The sequence below is a fragment of the Martinezella hainanensis genome, assembly GCF_900094555.1.
Taxonomy (GTDB): domain Bacteria; phylum Pseudomonadota; class Alphaproteobacteria; order Rhizobiales; family Rhizobiaceae; genus Rhizobium; species Rhizobium hainanense.
Map to the genome: position 1 here is coordinate 1 of NZ_FMAC01000022.1, position 25,885 is coordinate 25,885.

At 60.2% G+C, this 25,885-nt stretch carries 23 protein-coding genes; 5 read left to right on the forward strand and 18 right to left on the reverse strand.

All coding sequences use genetic code 11. The annotated features are described in order from the left end of the window. Positions 1-635 precede the first annotated feature (635 nt). On the forward strand, positions 636-2,576 hold the full coding sequence (locus GA0061100_RS32955; RefSeq protein WP_075857072.1) for a M23 family metallopeptidase: 1,941 nt from the start codon (positions 636-638) through the stop codon (positions 2,574-2,576). Between the two features lie 101 nt (positions 2,577-2,677). Here GA0061100_RS32955 and clpB read toward each other — a convergent pair whose 3' ends face one another. The 7 genes from clpB to GA0061100_RS32990 form a co-directional block, all read right to left on the reverse strand. Continuing rightward, positions 2,678-5,278, reverse strand: a complete 2,601-nt coding sequence (gene clpB / locus GA0061100_RS32960) for an ATP-dependent chaperone ClpB (protein WP_075857073.1) — start codon at positions 5,276-5,278, stop codon at positions 2,678-2,680. Positions 5,279-5,599: 321 nt separating this feature from the next. Next, positions 5,600-6,298, reverse strand: coding sequence for a DUF4167 domain-containing protein (locus GA0061100_RS32965; protein WP_075857074.1), 699 nt, complete (start codon positions 6,296-6,298; stop codon positions 5,600-5,602). A 347-nt stretch (positions 6,299-6,645) separates the two neighbouring features. Then, positions 6,646-7,521 (reverse strand): peptide chain release factor N(5)-glutamine methyltransferase, encoded by an 876-nt coding sequence (gene prmC / locus GA0061100_RS32970; RefSeq protein ID WP_075857075.1) that lies wholly within the window; start codon positions 7,519-7,521, stop codon positions 6,646-6,648. Next, positions 7,518-8,597, reverse strand: a complete 1,080-nt coding sequence (gene prfA, locus GA0061100_RS32975; RefSeq protein WP_075857076.1) for a peptide chain release factor 1 — start codon at positions 8,595-8,597, stop codon at positions 7,518-7,520. The genes prmC and prfA overlap by 4 nt, the downstream gene beginning before the upstream one ends. Before the next feature lie 93 nt (positions 8,598-8,690). Further along, positions 8,691-10,958 (reverse strand): phosphoenolpyruvate--protein phosphotransferase, encoded by a 2,268-nt coding sequence (ptsP, locus tag GA0061100_RS32980; RefSeq protein WP_075857077.1) that lies wholly within the window; start codon positions 10,956-10,958, stop codon positions 8,691-8,693. A 100-nt stretch (positions 10,959-11,058) separates the two neighbouring features. After that, positions 11,059-12,333, reverse strand: a complete 1,275-nt coding sequence (locus GA0061100_RS32985; protein ID WP_075857078.1) for an aspartate kinase — start codon at positions 12,331-12,333, stop codon at positions 11,059-11,061. Between the two features lie 171 nt (positions 12,334-12,504). After that, entirely contained in the window at positions 12,505-13,131 is a 627-nt protein-coding gene (locus tag GA0061100_RS32990; RefSeq protein WP_075857079.1) for a hypothetical protein, read from the reverse strand. Between the two features lie 265 nt (positions 13,132-13,396). Here GA0061100_RS32990 and ubiG point away from each other — a divergent pair, with 265 nt between their 5' ends. After that, positions 13,397-14,149 (forward strand): bifunctional 2-polyprenyl-6-hydroxyphenol methylase/3-demethylubiquinol 3-O-methyltransferase UbiG, encoded by a 753-nt coding sequence (ubiG, locus tag GA0061100_RS32995; RefSeq protein ID WP_075857080.1) that lies wholly within the window; start codon positions 13,397-13,399, stop codon positions 14,147-14,149. A 21-nt stretch (positions 14,150-14,170) separates the two neighbouring features. On the opposite strand, the gene GA0061100_RS33000 is transcribed toward ubiG, so the two are convergent. From GA0061100_RS33000 to GA0061100_RS33020, 5 genes are read right to left on the reverse strand one after another with little or no spacing between them, the layout of a single operon-like run. After that, positions 14,171-14,758: a DUF3291 domain-containing protein gene (locus tag GA0061100_RS33000; protein WP_075857081.1), complete on the reverse strand. Its 588-nt coding sequence runs from the start codon at positions 14,756-14,758 to the stop codon at positions 14,171-14,173. Next, the gene (locus tag GA0061100_RS33005) at positions 14,758-15,186 is read right to left on the reverse strand and encodes a DUF1178 family protein (protein ID WP_075857082.1); all 429 of its coding nucleotides are present in this window, start codon (positions 15,184-15,186) and stop codon (positions 14,758-14,760) included. Before GA0061100_RS33005 ends, GA0061100_RS33000 begins: the two co-directional genes overlap by 1 nt. Next, positions 15,183-16,040, reverse strand: coding sequence for a carbon-nitrogen hydrolase family protein (locus tag GA0061100_RS33010; RefSeq protein ID WP_075857083.1), 858 nt, complete (start codon positions 16,038-16,040; stop codon positions 15,183-15,185). Before GA0061100_RS33010 ends, GA0061100_RS33005 begins: the two co-directional genes overlap by 4 nt. Before the next feature lie 25 nt (positions 16,041-16,065). Further along, positions 16,066-16,323, reverse strand: coding sequence for a glutaredoxin 3 (gene grxC, locus GA0061100_RS33015; protein WP_075857084.1), 258 nt, complete (start codon positions 16,321-16,323; stop codon positions 16,066-16,068). A 30-nt stretch (positions 16,324-16,353) separates the two neighbouring features. Then, a complete protein-coding gene (locus tag GA0061100_RS33020; protein WP_075857098.1) occupies positions 16,354-17,130 on the reverse strand; it encodes a ComF family protein in 777 nt (258 codons plus the stop codon). A 96-nt stretch (positions 17,131-17,226) separates the two neighbouring features. Between GA0061100_RS33020 and GA0061100_RS33025 the strand changes: the two genes are divergently transcribed. Beyond that, positions 17,227-18,111, forward strand: coding sequence for a methyltransferase domain-containing protein (locus GA0061100_RS33025; protein WP_075857085.1), 885 nt, complete (start codon positions 17,227-17,229; stop codon positions 18,109-18,111). A gap of 20 nt (positions 18,112-18,131) precedes the next feature. Here the strand turns inward: GA0061100_RS33025 and GA0061100_RS33030 are convergent, their stop codons facing one another. Together GA0061100_RS33030 and GA0061100_RS33035 are read right to left on the reverse strand one after the other, a co-directional pair. Further along, the gene (locus GA0061100_RS33030) at positions 18,132-18,314 is read right to left on the reverse strand and encodes a Flp family type IVb pilin (RefSeq protein WP_047630950.1); all 183 of its coding nucleotides are present in this window, start codon (positions 18,312-18,314) and stop codon (positions 18,132-18,134) included. Positions 18,315-18,390: 76 nt separating this feature from the next. Then, entirely contained in the window at positions 18,391-18,708 is a 318-nt protein-coding gene (locus tag GA0061100_RS33035) for a hypothetical protein (RefSeq protein ID WP_047630948.1), read from the reverse strand. A 371-nt stretch (positions 18,709-19,079) separates the two neighbouring features. Here GA0061100_RS33035 and GA0061100_RS33040 point away from each other — a divergent pair, with 371 nt between their 5' ends. Then, positions 19,080-19,406 (forward strand): hypothetical protein, encoded by a 327-nt coding sequence (locus GA0061100_RS33040; RefSeq protein ID WP_075857086.1) that lies wholly within the window; start codon positions 19,080-19,082, stop codon positions 19,404-19,406. Positions 19,407-19,463: 57 nt separating this feature from the next. On the opposite strand, the gene mutT is transcribed toward GA0061100_RS33040, so the two are convergent. The 4 genes from mutT to GA0061100_RS33060 form a co-directional block, all read right to left on the reverse strand. Then, positions 19,464-19,877, reverse strand: coding sequence for an 8-oxo-dGTP diphosphatase MutT (mutT, locus tag GA0061100_RS33045; RefSeq protein ID WP_075857087.1), 414 nt, complete (start codon positions 19,875-19,877; stop codon positions 19,464-19,466). Beyond that, positions 19,874-20,683 (reverse strand): GNAT family N-acetyltransferase, encoded by an 810-nt coding sequence (locus tag GA0061100_RS33050; protein WP_075857088.1) that lies wholly within the window; start codon positions 20,681-20,683, stop codon positions 19,874-19,876. Before GA0061100_RS33050 ends, mutT begins: the two co-directional genes overlap by 4 nt. Beyond that, a complete protein-coding gene (gene argJ, locus GA0061100_RS33055; protein ID WP_075857089.1) occupies positions 20,664-21,905 on the reverse strand; it encodes a bifunctional glutamate N-acetyltransferase/amino-acid acetyltransferase ArgJ in 1,242 nt (413 codons plus the stop codon). The genes GA0061100_RS33050 and argJ overlap by 20 nt, the downstream gene beginning before the upstream one ends. Positions 21,906-21,969: 64 nt before the next feature. Then, positions 21,970-22,896: a peptidylprolyl isomerase gene (locus tag GA0061100_RS33060; RefSeq protein WP_075857090.1), complete on the reverse strand. Its 927-nt coding sequence runs from the start codon at positions 22,894-22,896 to the stop codon at positions 21,970-21,972. A gap of 246 nt (positions 22,897-23,142) precedes the next feature. Here GA0061100_RS33060 and secA point away from each other — a divergent pair, with 246 nt between their 5' ends. After that, positions 23,143-25,863: a preprotein translocase subunit SecA gene (gene secA / locus GA0061100_RS33065; protein ID WP_075857091.1), complete on the forward strand. Its 2,721-nt coding sequence runs from the start codon at positions 23,143-23,145 to the stop codon at positions 25,861-25,863. The last annotated feature ends 22 nt before the right edge of the window (positions 25,864-25,885 follow it).

Below are 25,885 nucleotides of genomic sequence, written 5' to 3' on the forward strand. Positions count from 1 at the left end.
GCTCATAATGAGGTGTATTCTCTTGTTCAAAACGTAACCGTCGAAGTCTATTCCAAGGACCCAAATCTCTTCAGGTCCCGCAAGCTTCGCCGCCCACGTTTCTCTTTCTTCTCATCTTCAATTGTCAAATAACCGACCAGAAAAACCAGTCAAAAACAGAACTTCCTTCAATCCCAGGTCTAACCCAGAACCACCAATCAGCATCGCAGCCAATCAAGGAAACACTAGAGCGAAGGTCTTCGTCGCCAGCAGCGCCGCCGCCCTCGTCAGTGATCGGGCTTATAGACCCCCCAACCCGACATAGTCAACAGGCCGATTTTGAAAAAAATCAAAAAACATATAACTGATTGATTCTTATGTGAGTTTTGTGAACGCTCCTGTGATCTCGGCAAATATGCTGCAGAAACACCCACAGATATCCTCGATGGAGCGCTCGGACCGGCCGCATGATGGCAGAATAAGCCGCAATGCTGCATTTCTGTGTTGCAGTCCTCATCATCGCCCCTACCATTTTATGGGAAACGGGACATGGATCGCCGCAAAAAACGGCCGGTTGATTTGACACCCCTGTCATAAATATGCACATCTTCGCCCCCAGCCTGCGGCTCGCATGAAGGAAGCGGATCACGATCGGCATGATGACGGACAAGATGATGCTCCGATCGCTCGGCAACGAGCCGCCTATCCTTGCCGATGGCAGGCGGGCGCCGGATCGGCGCGAAGTTTCTCTCCGTTGGCTTTCCGGCACCTTCCTGACGGGCCTGACGTCAAGCATCCTGATGGGCGTGGCCTTGTTTGCCGCACTTGATGGTCGCCAGCAGCTGGCGATCCCGGCAGAGGCCTACGCGACAGTCGACAATCATAATGCCACCGACGATCAGGTGACCCGCGGCGGCCGGCTGATTTCCACGGCGATTGCCTCGAAACCGTCGGACCGCAATATTCTCGAGGTCTCCACGGTCGTACGCGACGGCGACAAGGAAGTGGTGCGCCGTCAACCCTTTGCCCATGTGAAGATTGCACTCGCAACCAATCGCATCGCCAGCGAGAGCTATCCTCCCTTCGATCCGCTGGCGATCTTCTCAGCCGACGAGAATATTCCGCAGCCGGCCAACAAGACCGGGGCGATCTACGGATCGGACGTCGAATCCGAAGTCAGCCTGAAGACCGTCGCCTTTCCCACCAAGGATATTCCCTTCCAGCTCGCCGGCTCGATGTCGCTCGATGAGGTCGAGGAGAACGTCCGCTCCAACGGTTCTGTGCTCGCCGACGGCAACACCCAGCTTTCGGCGCTTTATTATGTCGACCCGCGCCGCTTCGCCAATGACGATTCCGATGTCGACCTGACGGCAGGCCTTGCTGCCCGCATCGTCGAGGAGAACATGTCGGTCTCGGCTCCGGAAGCCGTGACGGCACAGACGGAAGAATTCGCCGACGATATCATTCCGGTCCGCGAGAACACACCGATTGCGACCGCACTGACCGGCGCCGGCTACCTTAAGACCGATGCAGATGATATCGCAGGAAAGATCCAGCCGCTTTTCGGCTCATCCGATGTTTCCGGCGGCGACGTCCTGCGTATCGGCATTCTTCAGAAGGGCGAACAGGCGAAGATCATCCGCGCCAGCATCTATCGCGGCACGAAACATCTGCTGACAATCGCCCAGAACGACCACGGCGAATTCGTCGCCGGCAGCGCACCGCCGATGCTCGATGCCATCGCTACGGCCTTCGACAATGACGCGCCCGCCGTGGCTGCCGGCCGCGACCTGCCAAGCGTCTATGACGGTATCTATCGCGCCGCCCTCTCCTACGGCATGACCAAGGAAATGGTGGCGCAGATCGTCAAGCTGCTTGCGAGCAACGTCGATTTCCAGGCACAGCTGAAACCGACGGATTCACTCGAAGCCTTCTTCTCGGTGACGGACGACAAGGGGCAGGCGACGGCCGATTCCGAACTGCTTTACGTCAATGCCAGGTTCGGCGACAACGTCACCCGCTTCTATCGCTTCGAGGATCCGACCGATCACTCGATCGATTATTTTGACGAAGCCGGCAAGAGCATCCGGCAATTCCTGCTGCGCAATCCCGTTCCGACAGGCGTCTTCAAATCCGGCTTCGGCATGCGCCGCCATCCGATCCTCGGTTTTGCACGCATGCACACCGGCGTCGACTGGGCGGCGCCCCGCGGCACGCCGATCATTGCAGCCGGTAACGGCATTGTCGAAAAGGCAGGCTGGGATTCGGGCGGCTTCGGCAATCAGACATTGATCCGCCACGCCAATGGCTATGTCTCCTCCTATAATCACCAGAGCGCCATCGCCAAAGGCGTCGTCCCCGGTGCGAAGGTGGTGCAGGGACAGGTGATCGGCTTCATCGGCTCGACCGGCCTCGCGACCGGCCCTCACCTGCACTACGAACTGATCGTCAACGGCACGAAGGTCGACCCGCTCCGCATCCGCCTCCCCGGCGGCAAATCGCTGGAGGGCGATGCACTCGCCAAGTTCCAGGAAGAGCGCAAGCGCATCGATACGCTGTTGACCGACGACAAGTCGAAGCAGATCGCCAGCAAGTAGCCTCCGCCGATCGGCCAATTTCCTGCCAGTTTCTCGCCGCTATGGCCAACAGCAAAATGGCGGCCCGAAGGCCGCCATCTGTGTTTATTCCTAAGTGCCGCTTAGGCCGCTTCATTCACGGCGTGGCGCGCACGGAACAGCAGCCGGTCGGAACCGCTGGTGACCTTGACGACGGAGCCGTCCGGAACCTGCCCTGAGAGAATCTGCTCTGCGAGCGGATCCTGGACATATTTCTGGATGACCCGCTTCAGCGGCCGTGCGCCGTAGACCGGATCGTACCCCTTGTTGGCGAGCCAATGGCGGGCATCCTCATCAAGCTCGAGCGTGATCTTACGCTCCGAGAGCAGCTTCAGAAGCCGTTCCAGCTGGATATCGACGATCGCGCCCATCTCATCGCGCTTCAGGCGGTGGAACAGGATGATCTCGTCGACACGGTTCAGGAACTCCGGTCGGAAATGCGACCGGACCACGTCCATGACCTGTTCGCGCACCAGATCGCTGTCATCACCGTCCTTCAGCTGGGTCAGATATTCGGCACCCAGGTTGGAGGTCATGATGATCATGGTGTTGCGGAAATCGACAGTGCGACCCTGCCCGTCCGTCAAACGTCCGTCATCCAGAACCTGGAGCAGGACGTTGAAGACATCGGGATGCGCCTTTTCGATCTCGTCGAACAGCACGACCTGATAGGGCCGGCGGCGCACGGCTTCGGTGAGCGCACCGCCTTCCTCATAGCCGACATAGCCGGGAGGAGCGCCGATCAGCCGGGCCACGGAGTGCTTCTCCATGTACTCAGACATATCGATACGAACCATCGCGGTATCGTCGTCGAAGAGGAAGCGCGCAAGCGCCTTGGTCAGCTCTGTCTTGCCGACGCCGGTCGGGCCGAGGAAGATGAACGAGCCGATCGGCCGGTTCGGATCCTGCAAACCGGCACGCGAACGGCGAACGGCGCGGGAAACAGCCTGAACGGCGTCACCCTGACCGACGACCCACTTTGCCAGCTCGTCTTCCATCCGGAGCAGCTTGTCGCGCTCGCCTTCCAGCATCTTGTCCACGGGAATCCCCGTCCAGCGGGAAACGACCTGGGCGATGTTGTCGGCGGTAACGACCTCCTGCACCATGGAATCGCGGGCACTATCCTGCTCTTCCGCTGCGTGAAGGTCTTTCTCCAAATTCGGGATCACGCCATAGGCGAGCTCGCCGGCACGCTGGAATTCACCCTTGCGCTGGGCAATGGCAAGTTCGTTACGGGCATCGTCGAGTTGCTTCTTCAGGTCGGCGGCAAGACCGAGCTTCTGCTTTTCGGCCTGCCAGCGCGCGGTCAGCGCGTCGGCTTCCTCTTCCAGAGAAGCGAGATCCGTCTCCAGCCGCTTCAACCGGTCGGCCGAAGCCTGGTCGGTTTCCTTCTTCAGTGCCTCACGCTCGATCTTCAGCTGGATGATGCGACGATCGAGTTCGTCGAGTTCTTCCGGCTTGGAATCCACCTGCATGCGCAGGCGTGCTGCAGCCTCGTCCATCAGGTCGATGGCCTTATCCGGCAGAAAGCGGTCGGTGATGTAACGGTTCGAAAGGGTCGCAGCAGCCACCAGCGCAGCATCGGCGATGCGCACCTTGTGATGCTGCTCGTATTTTTCCTTCAAGCCGCGCAGGATCGAGATCGTGTCCTCGACTGTCGGCTCCTCGACCATCACGGGCTGAAAGCGACGGGCAAGAGCCGGGTCCTTCTCGACATGTTTGCGATATTCATCGAGCGTGGTCGCGCCGACGCAATGCAGCTCGCCACGAGCAAGCGCCGGCTTCAGAAGGTTGGACGCATCCATGGCGCCATCGGCCTTGCCGGCACCGACCAGCGTATGCATCTCATCGATGAACAGGATGATCTCGCCGTTTTCCGACTGCACCTCGTTAAGCACGGCCTTCAGCCGCTCTTCGAATTCGCCGCGGAACTTCGCGCCGGCAATCAGCGCGCCCATGTCGAGCGCCATCAGCTTCTTGTCCTTCAGCGATTCCGGCACGTCGCCATTGACGATGCGCAGCGCCAGACCTTCGACGATGGCCGTCTTGCCGACGCCGGGCTCGCCGATGAGGACAGGATTGTTCTTGGTGCGACGGGACAAGACCTGGATCGTGCGACGGATTTCGTCATCACGACCGATCACCGGGTCGAGCTTGCCTTCGCGAGCCTCGGCGGTGAGGTCACGGGCGTACTTCTTCAGGGAATCGAAGCCCTGCTCCGCATTGGACGAGTCGGCCGTGCGGCCCTTGCGGATATCGTTGATGACCTGATTGAGGGCGACGGGGGTTACGCCGGCCTTCTTCAGGCTCGCTGAAGTGGAAGCCGAGGGTTCGATCGCCAAGGCCTGCAAGAGGCGTTCGACGGTTACGAAACTGTCGCCAGCCTTCTTCGCGGCATCTTCGGCAGTGGCAAAGACCTTGGCGAGCGGCTGTGAGAGATAGACCTGGCCGTCGCCGCCAGAAACCTTCGGCAGCTTGGCAAGTGCGGCATCATTGGCGAGGCGGGCAGCTTTGGCGTCACCACCGGCACGCTCGATCAACGAGGCAGCCATACCCTGATCGTCGTCCAGAAGCACCTTCAGCACATGTTCGGGAGCAAATTGCTGATTACCTTGCGCAAGCGCATAGGTTTGGGCGGATTGCAGGAAACCACGCACCCGCTCGGAGTATTTTTCAATATTCATATGAGACCTCCATGAATCGCTCTGCCCAGACCGGCGCAGACCGATGATTGAGATTGAGCCCCCTCAAGAGGCAGGCCCCGCCTTTCCGCCATTGAGATTTGCGGCAAGACAACTGAGGAGAATATGGGAGGGTATTTGAAGAGTTTAAAGGGTCGTTGAACGGAAAAACCGACCTGCTTTGATCGATCCGTTTCCGCGGTCGAAGACAAGCGGAGAGGTCCCGGAAAAGTCCGCCATCTGGACAAAAAAGAAATGGCGGCTTCCGCCGCCATTTCCGCGTTCTCGCTTTAACAATCCAGTTCGCTCTCTAGGGAGCAGGCCTTATTCCGAGGCAGCATCCGCCATGGCAGGAGCTTCGCTCGACCCGGCTTCACCCTGGTCCTCGCCCTCGGCTGCAGCGCTGCGGCGCGGCTGGCGGCGCGGACGATTGCCGCCCGCACTGCGGCGGCGCGGCTGGCGCTCGGTGGCGGCAACGGCTGGAGTTTCCTCTTCGATTGCGACTTCGGCAGGAATGCCTTCGATCACTGGCTGCGGACCTGTACCGTTGATAACTTCGGGCTCGCGAGCAGGCGCCGCGGCAACGGCCGGAGCGGCGTGCTGCGAGCGCGCCGATGGCTGAGCCACCTGCGGCTGATCGTCGATCTCCTGCGCATCCATATCGTCGATGTCACGCTCGGCATTATCGCGGTCATTGTAATTGTGATGATCGTCGCGCTGGTAGCGCTCCTGCATCTGCGCCTGCGCGCTGGCAATGATCCGATTGTAGTGTTCGGCATGCTGCAGGTAGTTTTCCGCCATGACGCGGTCGCCGGAGCTTTGAGCATCGCGAGCCAAGGCCGCGTACTTCTCGGCAATATGCTGTGCGGTTCCGCGGATTTTCACATCGGGACCGGAGCTGTCGTAAGTCCTGGTCAGCGGGTTCGAGCCCTTGCGGTTGAAATTGTTGTTGTTATTTCCGCCGCCGCCGTTGTTGTTATTACCACGCCCCCGACCGCGCTTGTTCTGCTGTCCTGGCCTCATAGATCCTTCACCTGAATTCTCTTCGTTGGGATAAAATCATACACGACACCTGCCGCCGCGGTTCGGACACTTCCAAACCAGGGCTTTCGTGTCGCAAGCAAACTGCGCTTTGGCGCCGGTCTGCCGCTCGACTACGTCAGATTAAACTGATCACGCATTGGGTTATCTTCAACCTTTGACACTCTTACCAAAGAGCGGTTCCCCGAGGCTGTCCAAGATGAGCGAATCGTCTCGTTCATTCCCAGCCGCCCAACGCGTGAGCGCAACCTATATTGCTTCCTCAGGAAATCCAAGCTTTTTCTTTGCGATAACAACAGGGTCCCACAAATCCGCTGCAAAACGTCGCGTTATTGTTGAAATTCAAACACAAGAACCCGGTCGTTCTGTCCGTAGTCACGAACCGCCTCGACAAGGGAAAATCCTGCTCCTTCAAAAACCGAAGTCACCGTTTCACGCTGATCGTAGCCGATCTCCACACCAATCATACCATTCGGATGTAGAAATCGAGCCGCATCCTTTGCGATCGCCCTGTATGCATCCAGCCCATCAAGGCCCCCGTCAAGGGCCGCGGGAGGATCGAAATCCTTTACTTCTGGAGCGAGAGTGGAAATGACACTAGAGGCAATATAGGGCGGATTTGAGACAATCACGTGAAAACACTCGTGGATGGCTTCAAACCAGCTTCCATGCGCAGTCTCAAACCGCGCCGCCAGGCCATTTCGCTCAGCGTTCCCGCGAGCGGTTTCCAGCGCCTCGCTGGAAATGTCGGAACCTACACCCGTCGCTCCGGGGCATTCATGAAGCAGAGCCAGACAAATAGCCCCGGTTCCCGTTCCGATGTCCAGTATATGGACATTGCCGATCTTGGATTCAAGACGCCGCAGATGCGGCAACATCGTATCGACGAGAATTTCCGTATCGGGCCGCGGTTCCAGCGTCGCCGCCGAAAGCCGTAGCGAAAGACCGTAAAACTCCCGCTCGCCGAGAATGCGATAGACCGGCTCGTGATTGAGCCGGCGGGCGATCGCCGCGCGTACCGTCGCGGCATCACCCTCGGACACGGGCTCGGAGCCATGCATCACGAGCCCAGTGGCGGAAAGATGCAGAAGACCGCCGACAAGAATGCGGGCTTCCGTGGCGGGATCATCGAGATCGGCCTCGGCGAAGCGGGCGCGCACCTCCTGCAGGAGCCCGGATATGGTTGGCCCCTGCCCGCCGCTCATGCCTGTTCGCCAAGCTGGGCGAGCTGGCTCGCCTGGTAATCCGCCAGCAGCGCATCGACCACTTCGTCGATCTCGCCGACCATCATCCGGTCGAGCTTATAGAGCGTCAGGTTGATGCGGTGATCGGTAACGCGCCCCTGCGGGAAATTATAGGTGCGGATGCGCTCGGAGCGGTCGCCCGAGCCGACCTGGCTCTTGCGGTCGGCCGAACGCTCGCTGTCGGCGCGCTGGCGCTCCATGTCGAAGAGCCGCGAGCGCAGGACCTGCATGGCCTTGGCGCGGTTCTGGTGCTGTGATTTTTCCGAACTCGTGACGACGATGCCCGAGGGAAGATGCGTGATGCGCACGGCCGAGTCCGTCGTATTGACGTGCTGGCCGCCGGCGCCGGACGAACGCATCGTGTCGATGCGGATATCCTCGGGCCGGATCTCGATATCGATTTCCTCGGCTTCCGGCAGCACGGCAACGGTTGCCGCCGAGGTGTGGATGCGCCCGCTCGCCTCCGTTTCCGGCACGCGTTGCACGCGGTGGACGCCGGATTCGAACTTCAGCCGGGAAAAGACCCCCTTGCCGCTGATTGTGGCGATGATTTCCTTGAAGCCGCCGGCTTCGCCGTCGCTCGCCGAAAGTACTTCCACCTTCCAGCCGTTGCTGGCGGCAAAGCGCTCATACATGCGAAAAAGATCGCCAGCGAAAAGCGCCGCTTCGGAACCGCCGGTGCCCGCGCGGATTTCGAGGATCGCGCTCTTCTCGTCGGCGGCATCCTTCGGCAGAAGCTCGATCTGGATGTCCTTTTCCAGCGTCTCGATGCGCTCCTTAACCTCGGGCAGCTCCATTTCGGCAAGATCGCGCATCTCGCGATCGACGGATTTGTCAGAGAGCATGGTTTCGAGATCGGCGACCTCGGCAAGGGCGCGCTCGTAGTCGCGGATCTTGGTCACGACCGGCTGCAGTTCAGAATATTCGGAAGCAAGCTTCACATAGACATCCGCGGCCGGGCCGGCGGACATGCGCGCCTCGATCTCGCCGAAACGACGTTCCAACTCGCGCATTTTTTCAACGGGGAGCTTCGCCACCCTGTACTCCAATTCTTCTTATTATCTCTGCTTTGATGTTGTGATGCGCATGACCCTGCCTGCAAACCGCTTCGTGTTTTTCAGGATCACGCGCTAAAGCGGAATATTGTGGCTCTCGGCAAAGCCTACAAGGATATCCCGCATCGAAGCCGTCGGCTGCTTGTCATCGAGTGCGGCCTCCATGACATCGGAGAGGGCCTTGAGGTCAAGCCCGAGCAGCATTGCCTTGACCGGGCCGATCGAGGCCGGCGACATCGAAACCGAGCGGAAGCCGATGCCGAGCAGGGCCATGGCCGAAATCGTCTTGCCGGCCAGTTCGCCGCAAAGCGTCACCGGCGTCTTGTTGCTCTCGCCGGCGCGTACGATATCACGCAGGATACGCAGGAACGGACGTTCGAGCGGGTCGAAGCGATCCGAAACCCGGGCATTGCCGCGATCAACCGCCATCGAAAACTGGAACAGGTCGTTGGAGCCGACCGAAACGAAATCGACTTCCGCCATCAGTTCGTCCAGCTGCCACAGGAGCGCCGGCACTTCCAGCATGGCGCCGAACTGCAGCTTGCGCGGCAGGCTATGCCCGAAGCGTGAGAGGTGCTGCACCTCCTTCTGCAGGAGCTCGCGCACCGCCCTGATCTCGGAGACTTCCGTCACCATCGGCACCATCATCTTCAATTCGTTGTCGGCCGCAGCCTTCAGCATGGCCCGGAGCTGCGTGCGCAGCAGACCCGGCCGATCGAGCGACAGGCGGATGGCACGCCAGCCGAGCGCCGGGTTCTCTTCCTCATGGGCGCGGAAATAGGGAACGACCTTGTCGCCGCCAATGTCGAGCGTGCGGAAGGTAACGACACGACCGCCCGCCTGCTTCATGACATTGCGATAGAAGACTTCCTGCTCTTCCGCCTTCGGCATGGTCGAGGCGATCATGAACTGCAGCTCGGTGCGGAACAGACCGATACCCTCGGCGCCGGATTCGGCAAGCTGCGGCAGGTCGACCAAAAGGCCGGCATTCATCAGCAGAGAGATGCGCTGCCCGTCCTTGGTAACCGGCTCGACGGAGCGCAGCGCTCGGAACTGCTCCTGCCGACGAGCGCGGAACCGCACCTTCTCCTCATAGGAGCGTTGATGATCGGCCATCGGCCGCAGATGCACGTGACCGCCGTCGCCATCGATGATGACCGGATCGCCGTTTTCCGCCAGCGCAACAACACCGACCGCCTGTCCGACGACCGGGATGCCCATGGCACGCGCCACGATGACGACGTGGCTGGTGACCGCGCCCTCTTCCAGAACTAGGCCGCGAATATTGGCCCGCGGATAATCGAGCAGCTCTGCCGCACCCATGGCGCGCGCGAAGATGATGGCATCACCCGGGAAACCTTCGGCGCTCGTGCGGCCCGAATGGCCGATGAGCTGCCGGAGCAGGCGGTTCGCCAGATCTTCAAAGTCGTGCATGCGCTCGCGCAGATAGGGATCGGTCAGGCGCATCATGCGCGCCTTGGTGTCGCTCTGCACCTTTTCGACGGCGGCTTCGGCGGTCAGGCCGTTGCGGACAGCTTCCTCGAGTTTGCGCACCCAGCCCTGGTCATGCGCGAACATGCGGTAGGTCTCAAGCACCTCGCGATGCTCGCCTTCCATGGACACGTCGCGACGCGACAGCATGTCGTCGATCGAGATGCGCAGCGAGCCGAGTGCTTCGGCGAGACGGCCGATTTCCTTGTCGGCATCCTCGTTCAAGAGGTTGGTGACGACGATGCGCGGCTCGTGCAGCACGACATAGCCGAGGCCGATGCCCTCATTGTAGGTGTCGCCATCGATGGTGACGGAGCGGGTAAGATCAAGCTCCAGGCCGGGCTTGGTGATCTTCTTCAGCTCGCCGGTGGCGATCATCTCGGCCAGCACCATGGCCGTCGTTTCGAGCGCCTCCAGCTCTTCCTCGCGATAGTTGCGGCTCGCCTTGTTCTGAACGACGAGAACGCCGAGCGACCGGCCGGTGCGCAGGATCGGCACGCCGAGGAAGGAGTGGTAGATCTCTTCGCCGGTTTCCGGCAGATAACGGAAGGCTGGGTGCGATTGCGCATCCGAAAGATTGAGCGGTTGGGCGGATGCGGCGATCGTGCCGACGAGGCCCTGCCCCATCTTCAATTGCGAGAGGTGGACGGCCTCTTTATTCAGACCCTCGGTGGCGTAAAGTTCAAGGACACCGTCGGCGCGCAGCACATAGACCGAGCACACTTCTGCGACCATGTTGCTGGCAATCTGGCGGACGATCCGGTCAAGACGCTCCTGCGGCTCCAGCGGCTCCGCCATCAATTCGCGTAGCCGCTTGAGCAGAACGCGTGGACCGCCGGATAGGTCTCTCATTGCGCCACTAGCTCCCGAATCAAGATCTCATGCCTGTCTTGCCCACGTCAGGGCCGGCCGAAACTCACCTCCGTCACGGTCCGTCGTCAGCAGTCGTGAATCAACTCTTATCCAGACCGTAGCAGGAATGCAAAGTCCTGACTGCGAGTTCTGCATAAGGACCGTCGATCAGGATGGAAATCTTGATTTCTGACGTCGTAATGGCCTTGATGTTGATGCCTTTTTCGGCAAGTGCCCGGAAAGCGGTCGCGGCCACGCCTGCATGCGAGCGCATGCCGATGCCGATGACCGAAACCTTGACCAGACCTGATTCGCTCTGGACGACGTCGTAGCCGATCTTTTCCTTGTTTTCGCCGAGAACGCGCAACGCCTTCTCGACATCACCCGAAGGAACCGTAAAGGTCATGTCGGTCTTGGAACCGTCCTCGGAAATATTCTGGACGATCATATCGACATTGATGTGGTTCTCGGCCAGCGGCCCGAAGATCGCGGCGGAGACGCCCGGCCGGTCGGCAAGACGGCGCAGCGAAATCTGAGCCTCATCCTTGGCATAGGCAATGCCGGTGACTACTTCCTGTTCCACGATTTCTTCCTCGTCACAAATCAGCGTTCCGGGCGGGTTAAGCAGATCGCCCATGCCCGGAGCATCGGGATCCTCGAAAGAAGAGCGCACGAAGGTGCGAACCTTGAACACCATGGCCAGTTCGACCGAGCGCACCTGCAGCACCTTGGCGCCGAGGGAGGCCATTTCGAGCATTTCCTCGAAGGCGATCTTCTTCAGGCGACGTGCCTTCGGCTCGATGCGTGGATCGGTGGTGTAGACGCCGTCGACATCCGTGTAGATATCGCAACGGTCGGCCTTGACGGCGGCGGCGATCGCAACAGCGGACGTGTCAGAACCGCCGCGACCGAGCGTCGCAAGGCGATTGTCCGGACCGAGACCCTGGAAGCCGGCAACGACAGCCACCTGGCCTTCCTTCATGCGGCGGATCATATCCTCGCCGTCGATGTCGAGAATGCGGGCCGCACCATGCGCATTGTCGGTGCGGATCGGAATCTGCCAGCCCTGCCAGGAGCGGGCGTTGATGCCCATGGCCTGCAGCGCAATCGCCAGCAGGCCTGACGTGACCTGCTCGCCCGAAGCGACAACGGCGTCATATTCGCGCGCATCGTAGATCGAATGATCGGCACCGGCGACTTTCGGCATGTTCTGAACCCAGCCGACCAGCTCGTTGGTCTTGCCGGACATGGCGGAAACGACGACTGCCACTTCGTGACCGGCATCGACCTCGCGTTTCACATGGCGTGCGACGTTCTTGATACGGTCCAGATCCGCGACGGAGGTTCCGCCGAATTTCATCACGATGCGTGCCATGTGCCTCTACCAGTACCCTGCGCCGGGCGGCCGAATGCGGATAGCCCGACATGCAAAATCGCCCTCCCGGTTCGGTAGCCGGAAAAGCGTGATCTCAATGGGGCCGTCTCTTAGCGAGTTTGTCGGGCAGGTGCAATAGCATCGGACGCCAGAGGCGACGAAAAGTTTACTCTAAAAATCCACTTTTAAGGTCGCCCAGAGCTTGTCGAGAACGCCCCCTTCCTTGGGGATGTTTTCCTTGTTGAGGAACGTGGCGACGAGCACGCCGCCTTCCGGCCGGCCGGTCGCGACGATCTCATACTCCATGACGTCGTCGTCCGTCTTCGTTTCGGCCTTCACGCCCTTCAGCACGCTGCCACTCGGCAATGTGCGCTCGGTTGGCCGCTTGCTGATCTTCGCACCGCCATTGATGCTCTCCTGCACCATCTGCTGCAGTACGACATCGGTATAGCTGGAGGGATTGAGGCCCTTATAGACCTGGACGATGATGCCGGTGCCGATCGGCGTCATCAGCGCATATTGCTGCACGCCGTCGCCCAGATCCGTCTTTGCGACCGTGAATTTACCGTCATGATCGAAGGAGAATTTGCCGCCGGTGAAGGTCACCGTTTCGCTGCGCTGCAGTTCCACCGGAACCTTCCGGCCATCCTTCATGGTGACTTCGAGCGTATCGCCGGGATTGATGCCGACGCTGACCCCGTCGATCGTCAGGCGAAACCCCTTGCCGTCCCCGGCATTTGCATGGCTGGCCGCAAACCAGCACATGGCGACGGTCATTGCGAGACGGAGTGGTCTCATGAGGAACTCCTCTACAAGCCAGTCGATCGCAATCGATCCCGGTTCCGAAAGCTCATTTCACAGCCCGGCGATTGATCGGCCATAAGATACCTCCATGTCAACCTCCGCATCGCAATTCGCGCCCCGCGATCGAGATACCCCACAGCTGATCGAAGGTCGCAGGCCCTTGACATCGCGCATCGATCGTCCGACTTCACCCTTCGGGTAAGAATTATTTGCTTGCGGTCATCCAAACCACGGAATGACGCAGATCACGGAGTGAGCCATGAGCGAAACGGCAAAGAGCACGATCGACCAGAGCGAAGTGGACCGTTTTTCCGCCATGGCGGCCGAGTGGTGGAGTCCGACCGGCAAGTTCAAGCCGCTGCACAAGTTCAATCCGGTGCGCCTTGCCTATATCCGCGACCGCGCCTGCGAGAATTTCGACCGCGACCCGAAGAGCAGCCGGCCTCTGGAAGGCCTGCGCGTGCTCGACATCGGCTGCGGCGGCGGCCTGCTGTCCGAGCCGGTGGCACGCATGGGCGCCAGCGTGGTCGGCGCCGATCCGTCCGAGAAGAACATCGGCATCGCCTCGACGCATGCGAGTGCCTCCGGCGTTCCGGTCGACTACCGCGCCGTCACCGCCGAACAACTGGCCGAGGCCGGTGAGACCTTCGATATCGTGCTGAACATGGAAGTGGTCGAGCATGTCGCCGACGTCGAATTCTTCCTCTCCACCTGCGCGAAAATGGTGCGCCCCGGCGGCCTGATGTTCGTTGCGACCATCAACCGCACCATGAAGGCAGCGGCCCTTGCCATTTTCGCGGCGGAAAACGTGCTGCGCTGGCTGCCGCGCGGCACCCATCAATATGAAAAGCTGGTGCGTCCGGAAGAGATCGAAAAGCCGCTCGCCGCAAGCGGCCTCGACATCATCGCCCGAACCGGCGTCTTCTATTCGCCGCTGCAGGATCGCTGGAATCTCTCGAAAGATATGGACGTCAACTACATGCTGTTGGCGAAGCGAGCGAACTTGAGCTGATCGCACTTCGGCGAACTTGCCTCAGACTTTCAGCGTCAGCACATGTGCCAGCAATTCGCCCTGGCCCACGGCGTTGCCAGCAACGATCTCCTTGATACGAAGGCGATCGATCTCCTGAGGCCGGCCATCAGGTCCATAGGGCTGCTTGAATGAGAAGGCAGCCGGGCTGGCACCGTGATCGTGCAGATGTTCAAAGCGCTCGACGCCATCCTTCCATTCCGGAACGGCCCCGTGATCCACCCACCAAAGGACAAGCGGCGGCCAGCTCTGCCTGACGTTCCAGTGCCGCGCACCCTTCAGGGCGTCGGCATGCACGCCGCTATAGGTGAATGCCATCAGCGATTCGATATCGGCCCAGAGCGAGAGCGACGACGGCGCCGTCTGAAAGCCGCTGCCCTTTATGAAGCGCGGGAAGACTTGCTCGCCCCAGCAGGGAGTGCCCGGCTCGCCGGCGTAGCCGGATCGACCGATAAAACCATGCGCGCGGGCGGCGGCCTCGAAATTCGCTGCTTCCCGCAAGCGAAATCCCTCGACGGCAGGGCTTTCATAGGCCGCGACATGCAGCCCGAAATTATACATGGCGAGATGCTTGCCAGCGCTTGCCGGCATCAGTTGATATCGTCTGGCAGCACAGGGATCGCGGCGATCTCGATGCCCTCTTCGACAAGCGCCTGCGCTTCGTCCGGCGTCGCCTTGCCGATAATCCCGCGCGCATCCGCCTCGCCATAATGGATCTTGCGGGCTTCCTCGGGAAACTTCGCGCCGACATCCTCCGCATTGGCCTTGATGGCGTCGACCGCTTCCTTGAGCTTGGTCATTGCCTCTTTGCGCGCCGCATTCATGGCAACCGTCTGCATCTCGTCCTTTTTGCGCGCCGTCGAAACCGAAGGCGCCATCAGCAGTTTGGAAATCACAGCCGAATTGCAGACAGGACAGGTAAGGAACCCGCTTGCGACCTGGCGGTCGAAATCGGCACTTTCGGAAAACCAGCCCTCGAACTCATGGGCATTGTCACAGTGAAGCGAATAACGGATCAAGCAGCGACGCCTCCAGCCGCCGGCGTCGCGATCTTCTCCAGCGAAAACTCACGCGCATTCTTCAGGTTCGGTATCTTGTCATGGGCGGATTTCACCGCAGCCACATCGATCTCGGCGATGACGACGGCCTCGCCCGCGCCGCCGGCGGATGCCAGCACCTTGCCCCAGGGATCGACGATCATCGAATGGCCGAAGGTTTCACGGCCGTCCTCATGCTTGCCAGCCTGAGCGGCGGCAATGACGAACATGCCGTTTTCGATGGCGCGGGCGCGCAGCAGGATTTCCCAATGCGCCTCACCGGTCTGCTTGGTGAAGGCGGCGGGCACCGTCATCACCTCGGCGCCGGCAACGGCCTGGGCGCGGAAGAGCTGCGGAAAGCGCACGTCGTAGCAGATGGAAAAGCCGAGCTCGGCAAAAGGCAACGAGGCGATGCGCGCCTCCGAGCCGGGTCGGTAGACGGCGCTCTCGCGCCAGCTCTCGCCATTGTCGAGATCGACGTCGAACATGTGGATCTTGTCGTAGCGGTTGATGAGCTTGCCGTCGGGACCGAAGAGAAAACCGCGATTGGCGATCTTGCCGTCATCGAGCGCAATGGCGGTCGAGCCAATATGCAGGTGGATGCCGAGTTCCTTGGCAAGCTCGGACGCCGTCTTGACGATGAGATCGTTCGGCTCGTCGCGCAGTACGGCGCGCATGGCCGGCCTATCCTTCTGCACCGCGCCGGTCATCTCCGGCGTCTGCACGTAGATCGCACCCTTGGAGGCGGCATCGCGCACCAGGCGCGCCATATCAGCCGCGTTCTTTACCGGATCGACACCGGAACACATCTGGATGGCAGCAGCCTTGAAGCTCATCGGTTTCTCCCTTGTCAAGAACAGGTCAGGCAGCCAGCATCGGGTCGAGCTTGCCGGCCCGATCGAGCGCATGGATATCATCGCAGCCGCCGACGTGCTCGCCATTGATGAAGATCTGCGGGAAGGTCGAGGCGCCATTCGCCTTGGCGATCATTTCCTGCCGCATGTCAGGCGAATAGGTCGCATTGTGTTCGACATAGTCGACGCCCTTGGATTCGAGCAGCGACTTCGCGCGGGCGCAATAGCCGCAGAATTCACGCGTATAAATAACGACGGATGCCATGATCCACTCCGGAAAAGCCTATACCGATTGTCATATAAGATGGCCGACGACCCTTGCAAAGGTCAAAACCGTGACATCGGCCGCCCCTGCTTTCTTCAGGGCGCGTGTCGCTGCCGCAACCGTAGCGCCAGTCGTATAAACGTCGTCGACAAGAACGATGCGCCGCCCGAATACATCGGCGGCCCGGTACTCGGAGACGGCGAAGGCGCCGCGCACATTGTCTTGCCGCGCCTTGGCCCCCAAACCAACCTGCTGGCTCGTCCGCTTGATGCGCAGGAGTGTTGCGGCCAGCAGCGGCTTCCCCGAAAGGCGGGCGATATGCCGAGCAAGCTCGGCAGCCTGATTGTACTTGCGCGAAAACAGCCGCGCACGATGCAGCGGCACCGGAATGATCGCATCGCAACTCGCAATCGTGCCATCACTGGCACGCAGCATCCAGCCGGCCATCATCGGCGCGAGATCGGTGCGATCGCGATATTTCAGGCTGAGAACGAGGTCGCGCACAATGCCGTCATGAACGGCGGCGGATCGCAGACGGTCGAAGACGGGCGGATCGGCGATCGCTTCGGCACTCAAAATGCCGGCACCGAGATCATGGGAAAACGGGCTGCCAAGGATCTCGCAATAGGGCCGCTCAATGAAGCGAATACCGGACCAGCACGCCGGACAAAGACCCCGATGCGCGCCGATGGAAACCCCGCAGCCTGGGCAGGCCGGCGGATAGACAAGATCGGCGAGCGCCACGAAGGGCCTTTTCAGTCCTGCCCCCAGCATCGAAAAGGTGATTTCGCGTCCCATCATCCCCATATGATTGAGACTAGCTTTTTCCCGCAGGCTTTGCGAAGGGAAAACGCGCGTGGCCGCTGCGGCCTCGCCGAATTGATGATATTGCAGGAAATCGCCATGGAAATCGTGTTCGACCAATCGCTGCTTGCAGCCCGCAAGCGCCGAGCCTTCAGACAAGGCGATCCGAAGGCAGCCTTCCTGCTCGATATTGCCGCCGGCGAACTGGCGGAGCGGCTTGGTGTCACCGAACGCCATTTCGACGAGGCCGTCGAGCTGCATGGCGCGACCGGCATTGCCGCACGCCTGGCTCTGGCAACCGGCAAGATCGGTCATTTGAAAAGGATCGAAAGCGAAATGGGTTTTGCCGCCCCCGGCGAGGCCCTTATCGAGGCGCCGCCGGAGGAACTGCCGCTGGAGGCGGAATCGGTCAATCTCGTGCTTTCGCCACTCAGCCTGCATGTCACCAACGACACGCCCGGCGTCTTCATCCAGGTCCGCCGGGCCTTGAAGGCCGACGGGCTTTTTCTCGCGGCAATCCCCGGCTCAGGAACCCTTCAGGAATTGCGCGACGTGCTGCTCGCAACCGAGATCGAGCTGACGGGCGGCGCAAGCCCGCGTGTCATCCCCTTTGCCGATGTCCGCGATGTCGGCGGTCTCCTGCAGCGCGCCGGCTTTACCCTGCCCGTCATCGACGCCGAGACCTACACGGTGCGCTACGACAATCTGTTTGCCCTGATGCGCGACCTGCGCGCCATGGGCATGACCAATCCGCTGGCCGATCGCAGCCGCAAGCCGCTGACGCGCGCCTTTTTCCTGCGCGCCGCCGAACTCTATGCCGAGCGCTACTCCGATCCGGACGGTCGGATCAGGGCGACATTCTCGATCATCTATGTTTCAGGCTGGACGCCGCACGAAAGCCAGCAGAAGCCGCTGCAACCGGGTTCGGCCAAGGCGCGTTTGGCCGATGCGCTCAAGGTCGAAGAGCATAAGCTCAAGCAATAGCCAGCTTTTTGCCAGCCGCGTCAGTTCTGGGACGCTGCCGAATTCTGTACCGTATTGGACAGAATATTGAATGTGCTTGAGAGGCTGCCACCGAAGGCGCCGATGCCGCTAATGATCGCAGCCGACATCAAGGCGGCGATCAGGCCGTATTCGATAACCGTGGCACCGGTCTTGTCAGTGAAAATACGCCGAACGGAACGCATAAGCTCGAAGCTCCCAGCATTGGACAACTGATGAATCCGATGCTCGTCATGGCATCCGGCAGGCTATGCTCATGCACTATTGGCAGCCGCTGTCGGTACCATATCCCTGAACGATGCAGACCGAACCCGGCTCTTGCTGCAACACGCTGCGGCGGATCGTATAACGCTTGCCGTTCTCGGTTTGCGGGATCGAACCGGTAGTAATATTGTCGATGTCCGGCGCGCTTGCAAGCACGCGCGACTTCGACTTGTCGGAGAGCATTGGCGTGAGAATAAGCGAAAGCGCGACCGCTGCCGTACCGAACAGCAAAGCGATATTTAACGCGCCCGTCCTGCGCGACGTGGAATATGACTGCTCTTTTTCCTGAACAGCTTTCCAGAAATCGTCGTCCATTATGTCAAGCCTTCTTTAACGCACCCAACAACCGCTTGATTGAGAGAATTCAATGCCAGAAGGTCATAAACGATCCCTTAATATCCACATGCAAATTAATGAGACGTAAAATTCCGGGACAGTGCGTGATTCGGACTATCGGCCTGATTTCAAATGGCTAATTCTCGTTAACCATACTTGCCATGTGTCGTCGTTGGACGCACCGATCGGATACGGCAAGATTTACAAAAATCCGTTTTCGTCGCCGCACATCAAAACTCGCCTCCAAAGTGCAGCCATAAGAAAGAGTCCTGACGGATTTGCAATTTAAAATTGCATATACTATATCCATAGATCAGCGGACCTAATGAACTCCAATTTCGCGAGACGACATGGCAACACTTCTGAAGATAGCCGGCGGCTTTATCATCGCTGTAGGTTTGCTCATTCTCGTCGTTGTTATCGTGGTCGGCCGCAACAACCCGTTGACCCCCGACTTTCCGCCTGTATTCGGTATTATCTTGGCTGGAGCCTTGATCAGTGCCTTCGGCTTGATGCTTCAACATCTGGAAACAATGACCAGAAACTCGGCCAGACAGACCGAGTTGCTGACCGAGCTGGTCCGAAAAATCGCGAAGTCGGATCACACGCCTAGAGCCTCGGAGGCGAACAGCCTCGATCAGCTCACCAAGTCGAACTTCCGATTTAAAGATATCTGAGACGAGACGCGCCCCGGCAAGGAGCGTAGTCGTCAGCAGCTGGAACGACTGCTGACGCTAAAGCAAATCCTGCAGGAACGGGATCAGCGGCTCGTCGGCTGGCGGCATTGGATAATCCCGCAAGGCTTGCGGCCGCACCCATTTGATCGCCTGCCCTTCCCGACCATGCGGGATTCCTTCATAGCGCCGGCAGATATAAAGCGGCATCAGCAGATGGAAGGTTTCATAAGTATGGCTGGCAAAGGTCAGCGGCGCGAGACAGGCGATCTTCGTCTGGATGCCAAGCTCTTCTTGCAGCTCGCGCACCAGGGTCTCCTCGGGCGTTTCTCCAGCTTCGACTTTGCCACCGGGAAATTCCCAAAGTCCAGCGAGCGATTTACCCTCAGGACGCTGCGCCAGCAGGATGCGGCCATCCGTGTCGATAAGCGCACAAGCAGCAACGAGAACGATCTTGCGGCCAGCCTCGCTCATGCAGCCCTCGGCGGTTGCCAATAGCAATAGCGATAGGCTTCGCGGAAACCGAAGCGGACATAGAGCGCCAAAGCCGGAGCATTGTCGGCGCTAACCTGAAGCCAGGCGGTCTTGGCGCTGCGCATACGAGCCCAGCGCAAGGCAGAGGTCAGGATCTCGACGCCCAGCCCCTTGCGCCGATGCTGCGGCGAGACGGCAACCGACATGACGCCGGCAAGATCATTGTCCTGCACGCAAAGCGTCGTTGCCAAAGGACCGGCTTCGGCATCCTCGATGACGAAGAGGCCCGATGGCGGCTTGATGCCGCTCACCACCTCGGCCAGTGCCGGCTTCAAGGCGGGGTCCGCTTGATCGACGACGAGGCTTGCATCCACAAAGCGGCCGACATCGTGGCTCGGCAGATGATCCAGCATGTCAGGCAACTCGAGGTCGACGAGATTGGCGGTCATGACGATCGTCTCGTCAAAGCAAGTCCAGCCGTGCTCCCGCAGGAGATCGATGAGCTTCGGCGAGGCGAGCGGCGTCTCACGCACGACCATCGGCCTGCCATAGGCCTCGAACTTGCGCTGCGCTTTTGCCAGTCGGATTTCGAGATCGCGATGATCGGAGGGATCGAGCGGCACGACAGAATTCAGCCGCTTCGACGGATGACCCGCCGTTAGCCGGATCTGCCAACTGCCATCATACTGCACCGACGAGGCGGGCCAGGCCCGGAAGCCTACAGCTTCCAGCCTGCGCACCAAGGGCAGCTTGTTTATCGTGGACTGCGCATGCATCGGCAGAATATCAGCTCCGGTAGTCGCCATTGATGGCAACATATTCCTTGGTGAGGTCGCAGGTCCAGACCGTTGCGCGACCATTGCCGAGGCCGAGATCGACCTTCACGGGAATATCCTGCTGCTTCATGACATTCGAGGCGGCTTCTTCCGAATAGGAAGCGTCGCGCTCGCCGTTGACGGCAACGCGGACGTCACCGAACCAGATGGCGAGCTTGTCGCGATCCGCCATCTCGCCGGCCTTGCCGACGGCCATCACGACACGGCCCCAGTTGGCATCCTCACCGGCAGCCGCGGTCTTGACCAGCGGGGAATTGGCAATCGAAAGGGCGATGCGCTTGGCAGCGGCATCGTTCTCGGCGCCCGTTACGGTGATTTCGAGCATCTTGGTGGCACCTTCGCCGTCGCGCACGACCTGAATGGCGAGATCCTTAAGGAGCTCGTTGAGAGCGGCGCGGAAGGCGGCAAGCTTCGGATCGTCGGCACGGTCGATATGAGCCTGCCCGTCAGCCGCGGCGGCACCCGTGGCAAACAGCATCAGCGTGTCCGAGGTCGAGGTATCGCTATCGACGGTCATGGAGTTGAAGCTCGGGCCGACACCTTCGGACAGCAGCATCTGCAGCGCGGCGGAGGAAATATCGGCATCGGTGACCACGAAGGAGAGCATCGTCGCCATGTCAGGCGCGATCATGCCGGCGCCCTTGGCAATGCCGTTGATGGTCACCTTGACGCCGCCGATCTCGGCGGTGCGGGTCGCGACCTTCGGATAGGTATCCGTGGTCATGATCGCCTTGGCGGCCTCGAACCAGAAATCGTTGACGGCATCCTTGGCCATCGTGTCGAGCACGCCGGCAAACTTGGTGGCGTCAAGCGGTTCGCCGATAACGCCTGTCGAGGCGAGATAGACTTCGTTTTCACCGCAGCCGACGGCCGAAGCCGCGGACTTGGCGGTCAGTTCCGTCGCCTGGCGGCCCTTCAGACCGGTGAAGGCATTGGCATTGCCGGAATTGACGACGACGGCGCGGGCGCTGCCATGCGCGAGATTCTGACGGCAGAAATCGACAGGCGCCGAAGGACACTTCGAACGGGTGAACACGCCGGCAACGGCAGCCGGCTTGTCGAAGACCATCAACAGGACGTCGGTCCGGTTCTTGTACTTGATGCCGGCGGACGCCGTAGTCATGCGCACGCCGCGCAAAGCCGGCATGGAAATGAAGGATTTGGGAGCGAGCGGAGAGACGGAACCGGACATGAGAGCCACCCTGATAGTGAAGGGCCCGGAAAAACCGGGCCCTGATGATTCTATTCGCGACTACTTACTGCTGCGGCTGCGCGTCGGGCGCTGCCGCACCATCGGCAGGAGCAACGGCGTCGTCGGCCGGTGCCGCATCCTGCTGCTTCTGCGCATCGTCATAGGCCTTGCTCAGCGCCGGGTCGTTGATGACGACCTTGGTGTCCGCCTTGGCCTTGTTCAGGAGTTCAAGATACTTGTCGCGCATGACGAGCTGACGAACCTGGTCCTTGACCTGGTCGAACGGCGGAGGAGGAGCATTGCGCTTGTCCTCGACCTTGATGACGTGCCAGCCGAAATCGGTCTTGACCGGGGTCTTCGTGTAGGTGCCGACCGGAAGAGCGAAAGCCGCGTCTTCGAATTCCTTGACCATGCGGCCATGGCCGAAATAACCAAGATCGCCACCGTCAGCCTTGTTCGGGTCGGTCGACTTTTCCTTGGCGAGCGTGGCAAAATCCTTGCCGGCGTCGAGTTCCTTGATGATCGCCTTGGCTTCGTCCTCGGTCTTTACGAGGATGTGGCGGGCATGAACTTCTTCCTGCTTCGGCAGGGCTGCGACTTCCTTGTCGTAGCGAGCCTTGACTTCATCATCCTTGATGGCGTCGGCAACATGGGCCTTGAAATAGGCATTGTGCAGCTCACGGTCACGCAGATAGGCCATATGGGCCTGGAAATCCGGCGTCTGGTCGAGCTTCTCTGCGGCAGCCTTCTGCGACAGCAGTTTCACATCGACCGAGGCCGAAAGTGCTGCGACCTTCTTCTGGTCGTCCGGAAGCTGGCCGAGCTGCGGATCGAGATTGGCGATTGCCAGATCGAGTTCAGACTGATGGATTTCGACATCGCCGACCTTGGCGACAACGGGGTCCTTGGCGTCGGCCGCGAAGACCGGAGCCTGGAAGGTAACGATTGTTGCGAAAGCAACCGCAGCAGCAAGTTTGTTGTACTTCAACATAAAATAACCCTTCGGTGGTCTCGACCGGCTCGACAGACGTGATTCCGGCGTGAAAAAGCCTTCAGCAGGAGAATGTGGCCTTTCTGTATCGGCCAAATCCCGTTGACATCAATCGACCCCCCTCTTATCTGTCACGCAACCTCGCGTCCAGAACAGTTTCCGGCCGTTTTGTGCTATACTCCCGTTTTTTTCGGGAAGGGATAAAGCAGGAAACGGCCGGATGAAATCTCAGAAAGGACCAGTCACATGGTCAGCCTAGGTGGAATTGCCCGCAAGTTGTTCGGCTCGTCCAACGACCGCAGGGTCAAATCGTTCCAGCCGCAAGTAGCCGCAATCAATGCGCTCGAGCAGCAGATGCGCGCGCTGTCCGATGAAGCTCTCGCCGCCAAGACGGTTGAGTTCCGCCAGCAGCTTGCGGAAGGCAAGACGCTCGACGATCTTCTCGTACCCGCCTTCGCCGTTGCCCGCGAAGCCTCGCGCCGCGTTCTCGGCATGCGACCTTTTGACGTGCAGCTGATCGGCGGCATGATCCTTCATTCCAATGCCATCGCCGAAATGAAGACCGGTGAAGGTAAGACCCTCGTCGCGACGTTGCCGGTCTACCTCAACGCGCTCGCCGGCAAGGGCGTGCATGTCGTCACGGTCAACGATTATCTGGCGCAACGCGACAGCGGCACCATGGGCCGCCTCTACAGCTTCCTCGGCCTGACGACGGGCGTCATCGTCCACGGCCTGTCGGATGAACAGCGGCATGACGCCTATGCCTGCGACATCACCTACGCCACCAACAACGAACTCGGCTTCGACTATCTGCGCGACAATATGAAGTATGAGCGCGCCCAGATGGTTCAGCGTGGCCATAGTTTCGCGATCGTCGACGAAGTGGACTCGATCCTCGTCGATGAAGCGCGCACGCCGCTCATCATCTCCGGTCCGCTCGACGACCGTTCCGATCTCTACATCACCATCGACGCCTTCATTCCCCGCCTGGCGAAGGAAGACTACGAAATCGATGAAAAGCAGCGCTCGGCCAACTTCTCCGAAGAAGGCACCGAGAAGCTGGAAAACATGCTGAACGAAGCCGGCCTGTTGAAGGGTGAATCGCTTTACGACGTCGAGAACGTCGCGATCGTCCACCACATCAACAATGCGCTGAAGGCTCACAAACTCTTCCAGCGCGACAAGGACTACATCGTCCGCAACGGCGAAGTCGTCATCATCGACGAATTCACCGGCCGCATGATGCCCGGTCGCCGCTATTCGGACGGCCAGCATCAGGCGCTCGAGGCCAAGGAACGGGTACAGATCCAGCCGGAAAACCAGACGCTGGCGCAGATCACCTTCCAGAACTACTTCCGCATGTACGAAAAGCTCGCGGGCATGACCGGCACGGCTTCGACGGAAGCGGAAGAATTCGGCAACATCTACGGCCTCGACGTGATCGAGGTGCCGACCAACCTGCCGATCCAGCGTGTCGACGAGGACGACGAGGTCTATCGTACGCATGCCGAGAAGTATAACGCCATCATCAACGAGATCCTCGACGCGCACAAGCGCGGCCAGCCCGTGCTGGTCGGCACGACGTCGATCGAGAAGTCGGAACTTCTCGCCGATCTCATGCGCAAGCGGGGCTTCAGCAACTTCCAGGTTCTGAACGCGCGCTACCATGAACAGGAAGCTTATATCGTTGCCCAGGCCGGCGTTCCCGGCGCGGTAACGATCGCCACAAACATGGCCGGCCGCGGCACCGACATCCAGCTCGGCGGCAATCTGGAAATGCGGGTCGAGCGCGACCTGCACGAAATGGAACAGGGTCCGGAACGCGACGCGGCCATTACCCGCATCGCCGAGGAGATCAAGGAACTCAAGCAGCAATCGATCGCTGCCGGCGGTCTCTACGTCATCGCATCCGAGCGCCATGAAAGCCGCCGTATCGACAACCAGCTGCGTGGTCGCTCCGGTCGCCAGGGCGACCCGGGCCGCTCGAAATTCTACCTGTCGCTCCAGGACGACCTGATGCGCATCTTCGGCTCCGACCGCATGGACGGCATGCTGCAGAAGCTCGGCCTCAAGGAAGGCGAAGCGATCGTCCATCCCTGGATCAACAAGGCAGTGGAACGCGCCCAGAAGAAGGTCGAGGCTCGCAACTTCGACATCCGCAAGAACGTTCTGAAGTACGACGACGTGCTGAACGATCAGCGCAAGGTCATCTTCGACCAGCGCGTCGAGCTGATGGAATCGAAGGACCTCTCCGAATTCGTCGGCGACATGCGCCACGACGTCATCGAGGATCTGGTTTCACGGCACATCCCCGAGCGCGCCTATGCCGAACAATGGGATGCCGATGGCCTGAAGGCCGGCGTCGCCAACTTCTTCGATCTCGACATGCCCGTTCATGACTGGGTCAAGGAAGAAGGCATTGCAGAAGACGACATCCGCGCCCGCCTGACGGAAGCCGCCGAAAAGGCAGCGGCCGAAAAGGCCGAGCGTTTCGGCCCCGAGATCATGACCTATGTCGAGCGCTCCATCGTGCTGCAGACCCTGGACAATCTCTGGCGCGAGCATATCGTCAACCTCGACCACCTGCGCTCGGTCATCGGCTTCCGCGGTTACGCGCAGCGCGACCCGCTACAGGAATACAAGGCCGAGGCTTTCGAGCTGTTCCAGGCACTGTTGAACAACCTGCGCCAGGCCGTCACCGCCCAGCTCTCACGTGTCGAACTCGTGCAGCAGCCGGCCGAGCCGGAAACGCCGCCGATGCAGGCCCGTCATATCGACGCGACAACGGGCGAGGACGAATTCTCTCCGCTCGCGCTTGCAAACGAAAGCTTCGTATCTCCGGAAAATCGCGACCCGCGCAACCCGGCCACCTGGGGTCGCATCGGCCGCAACGAGGCATGCCCCTGCGGCTCCGGCAAGAAGTACAAGCACTGCCACGGCGCCTTCGAAAGCAGCGAAGTCGTCTGAGGTCTTCGACCCGATGCCAAAT

Coding starts and splice junctions, on each gene's coding strand:
- GA0061100_RS32955 (WP_075857072.1), top strand. CDS start 636: ATGATGACGGACAAGATGATGCTCCGATCGCTCGGCAACGAGCCGCCT.
- clpB (WP_075857073.1), bottom strand. CDS start 5,278: ATGAATATTGAAAAATACTCCGAGCGGGTGCGTGGTTTCCTGCAATCC.
- GA0061100_RS32965 (WP_075857074.1), bottom strand. CDS start 6,298: ATGAGGCCAGGACAGCAGAACAAGCGCGGTCGGGGGCGTGGTAATAAC.
- prmC (WP_075857075.1), bottom strand. CDS start 7,521: ATGAGCGGCGGGCAGGGGCCAACCATATCCGGGCTCCTGCAGGAGGTG.
- ptsP (WP_075857077.1), bottom strand. CDS start 10,958: ATGAGAGACCTATCCGGCGGTCCACGCGTTCTGCTCAAGCGGCTACGC.
- GA0061100_RS32985 (WP_075857078.1), bottom strand. CDS start 12,333: ATGGCACGCATCGTGATGAAATTCGGCGGAACCTCCGTCGCGGATCTG.
- GA0061100_RS32990 (WP_075857079.1), bottom strand. CDS start 13,131: ATGAGACCACTCCGTCTCGCAATGACCGTCGCCATGTGCTGGTTTGCG.
- ubiG (WP_075857080.1), top strand. CDS start 13,397: ATGAGCGAAACGGCAAAGAGCACGATCGACCAGAGCGAAGTGGACCGT.
- GA0061100_RS33000 (WP_075857081.1), bottom strand. CDS start 14,758: ATGCCGGCAAGCGCTGGCAAGCATCTCGCCATGTATAATTTCGGGCTG.
- GA0061100_RS33010 (WP_075857083.1), bottom strand. CDS start 16,040: ATGAGCTTCAAGGCTGCTGCCATCCAGATGTGTTCCGGTGTCGATCCG.
- grxC (WP_075857084.1), bottom strand. CDS start 16,323: ATGGCATCCGTCGTTATTTATACGCGTGAATTCTGCGGCTATTGCGCC.
- GA0061100_RS33020 (WP_075857098.1), bottom strand. CDS start 17,130: ATGGGGATGATGGGACGCGAAATCACCTTTTCGATGCTGGGGGCAGGA.
- GA0061100_RS33025 (WP_075857085.1), top strand. CDS start 17,227: ATGGAAATCGTGTTCGACCAATCGCTGCTTGCAGCCCGCAAGCGCCGA.
- GA0061100_RS33030 (WP_047630950.1), bottom strand. CDS start 18,314: ATGCGTTCCGTTCGGCGTATTTTCACTGACAAGACCGGTGCCACGGTT.
- GA0061100_RS33035 (WP_047630948.1), bottom strand. CDS start 18,708: ATGGACGACGATTTCTGGAAAGCTGTTCAGGAAAAAGAGCAGTCATAT.
- GA0061100_RS33040 (WP_075857086.1), top strand. CDS start 19,080: ATGGCAACACTTCTGAAGATAGCCGGCGGCTTTATCATCGCTGTAGGT.
- mutT (WP_075857087.1), bottom strand. CDS start 19,877: ATGAGCGAGGCTGGCCGCAAGATCGTTCTCGTTGCTGCTTGTGCGCTT.
- GA0061100_RS33050 (WP_075857088.1), bottom strand. CDS start 20,683: ATGGCGACTACCGGAGCTGATATTCTGCCGATGCATGCGCAGTCCACG.
- argJ (WP_075857089.1), bottom strand. CDS start 21,905: ATGTCCGGTTCCGTCTCTCCGCTCGCTCCCAAATCCTTCATTTCCATG.
- GA0061100_RS33060 (WP_075857090.1), bottom strand. CDS start 22,896: ATGTTGAAGTACAACAAACTTGCTGCTGCGGTTGCTTTCGCAACAATC.
- secA (WP_075857091.1), top strand. CDS start 23,143: ATGGTCAGCCTAGGTGGAATTGCCCGCAAGTTGTTCGGCTCGTCCAAC.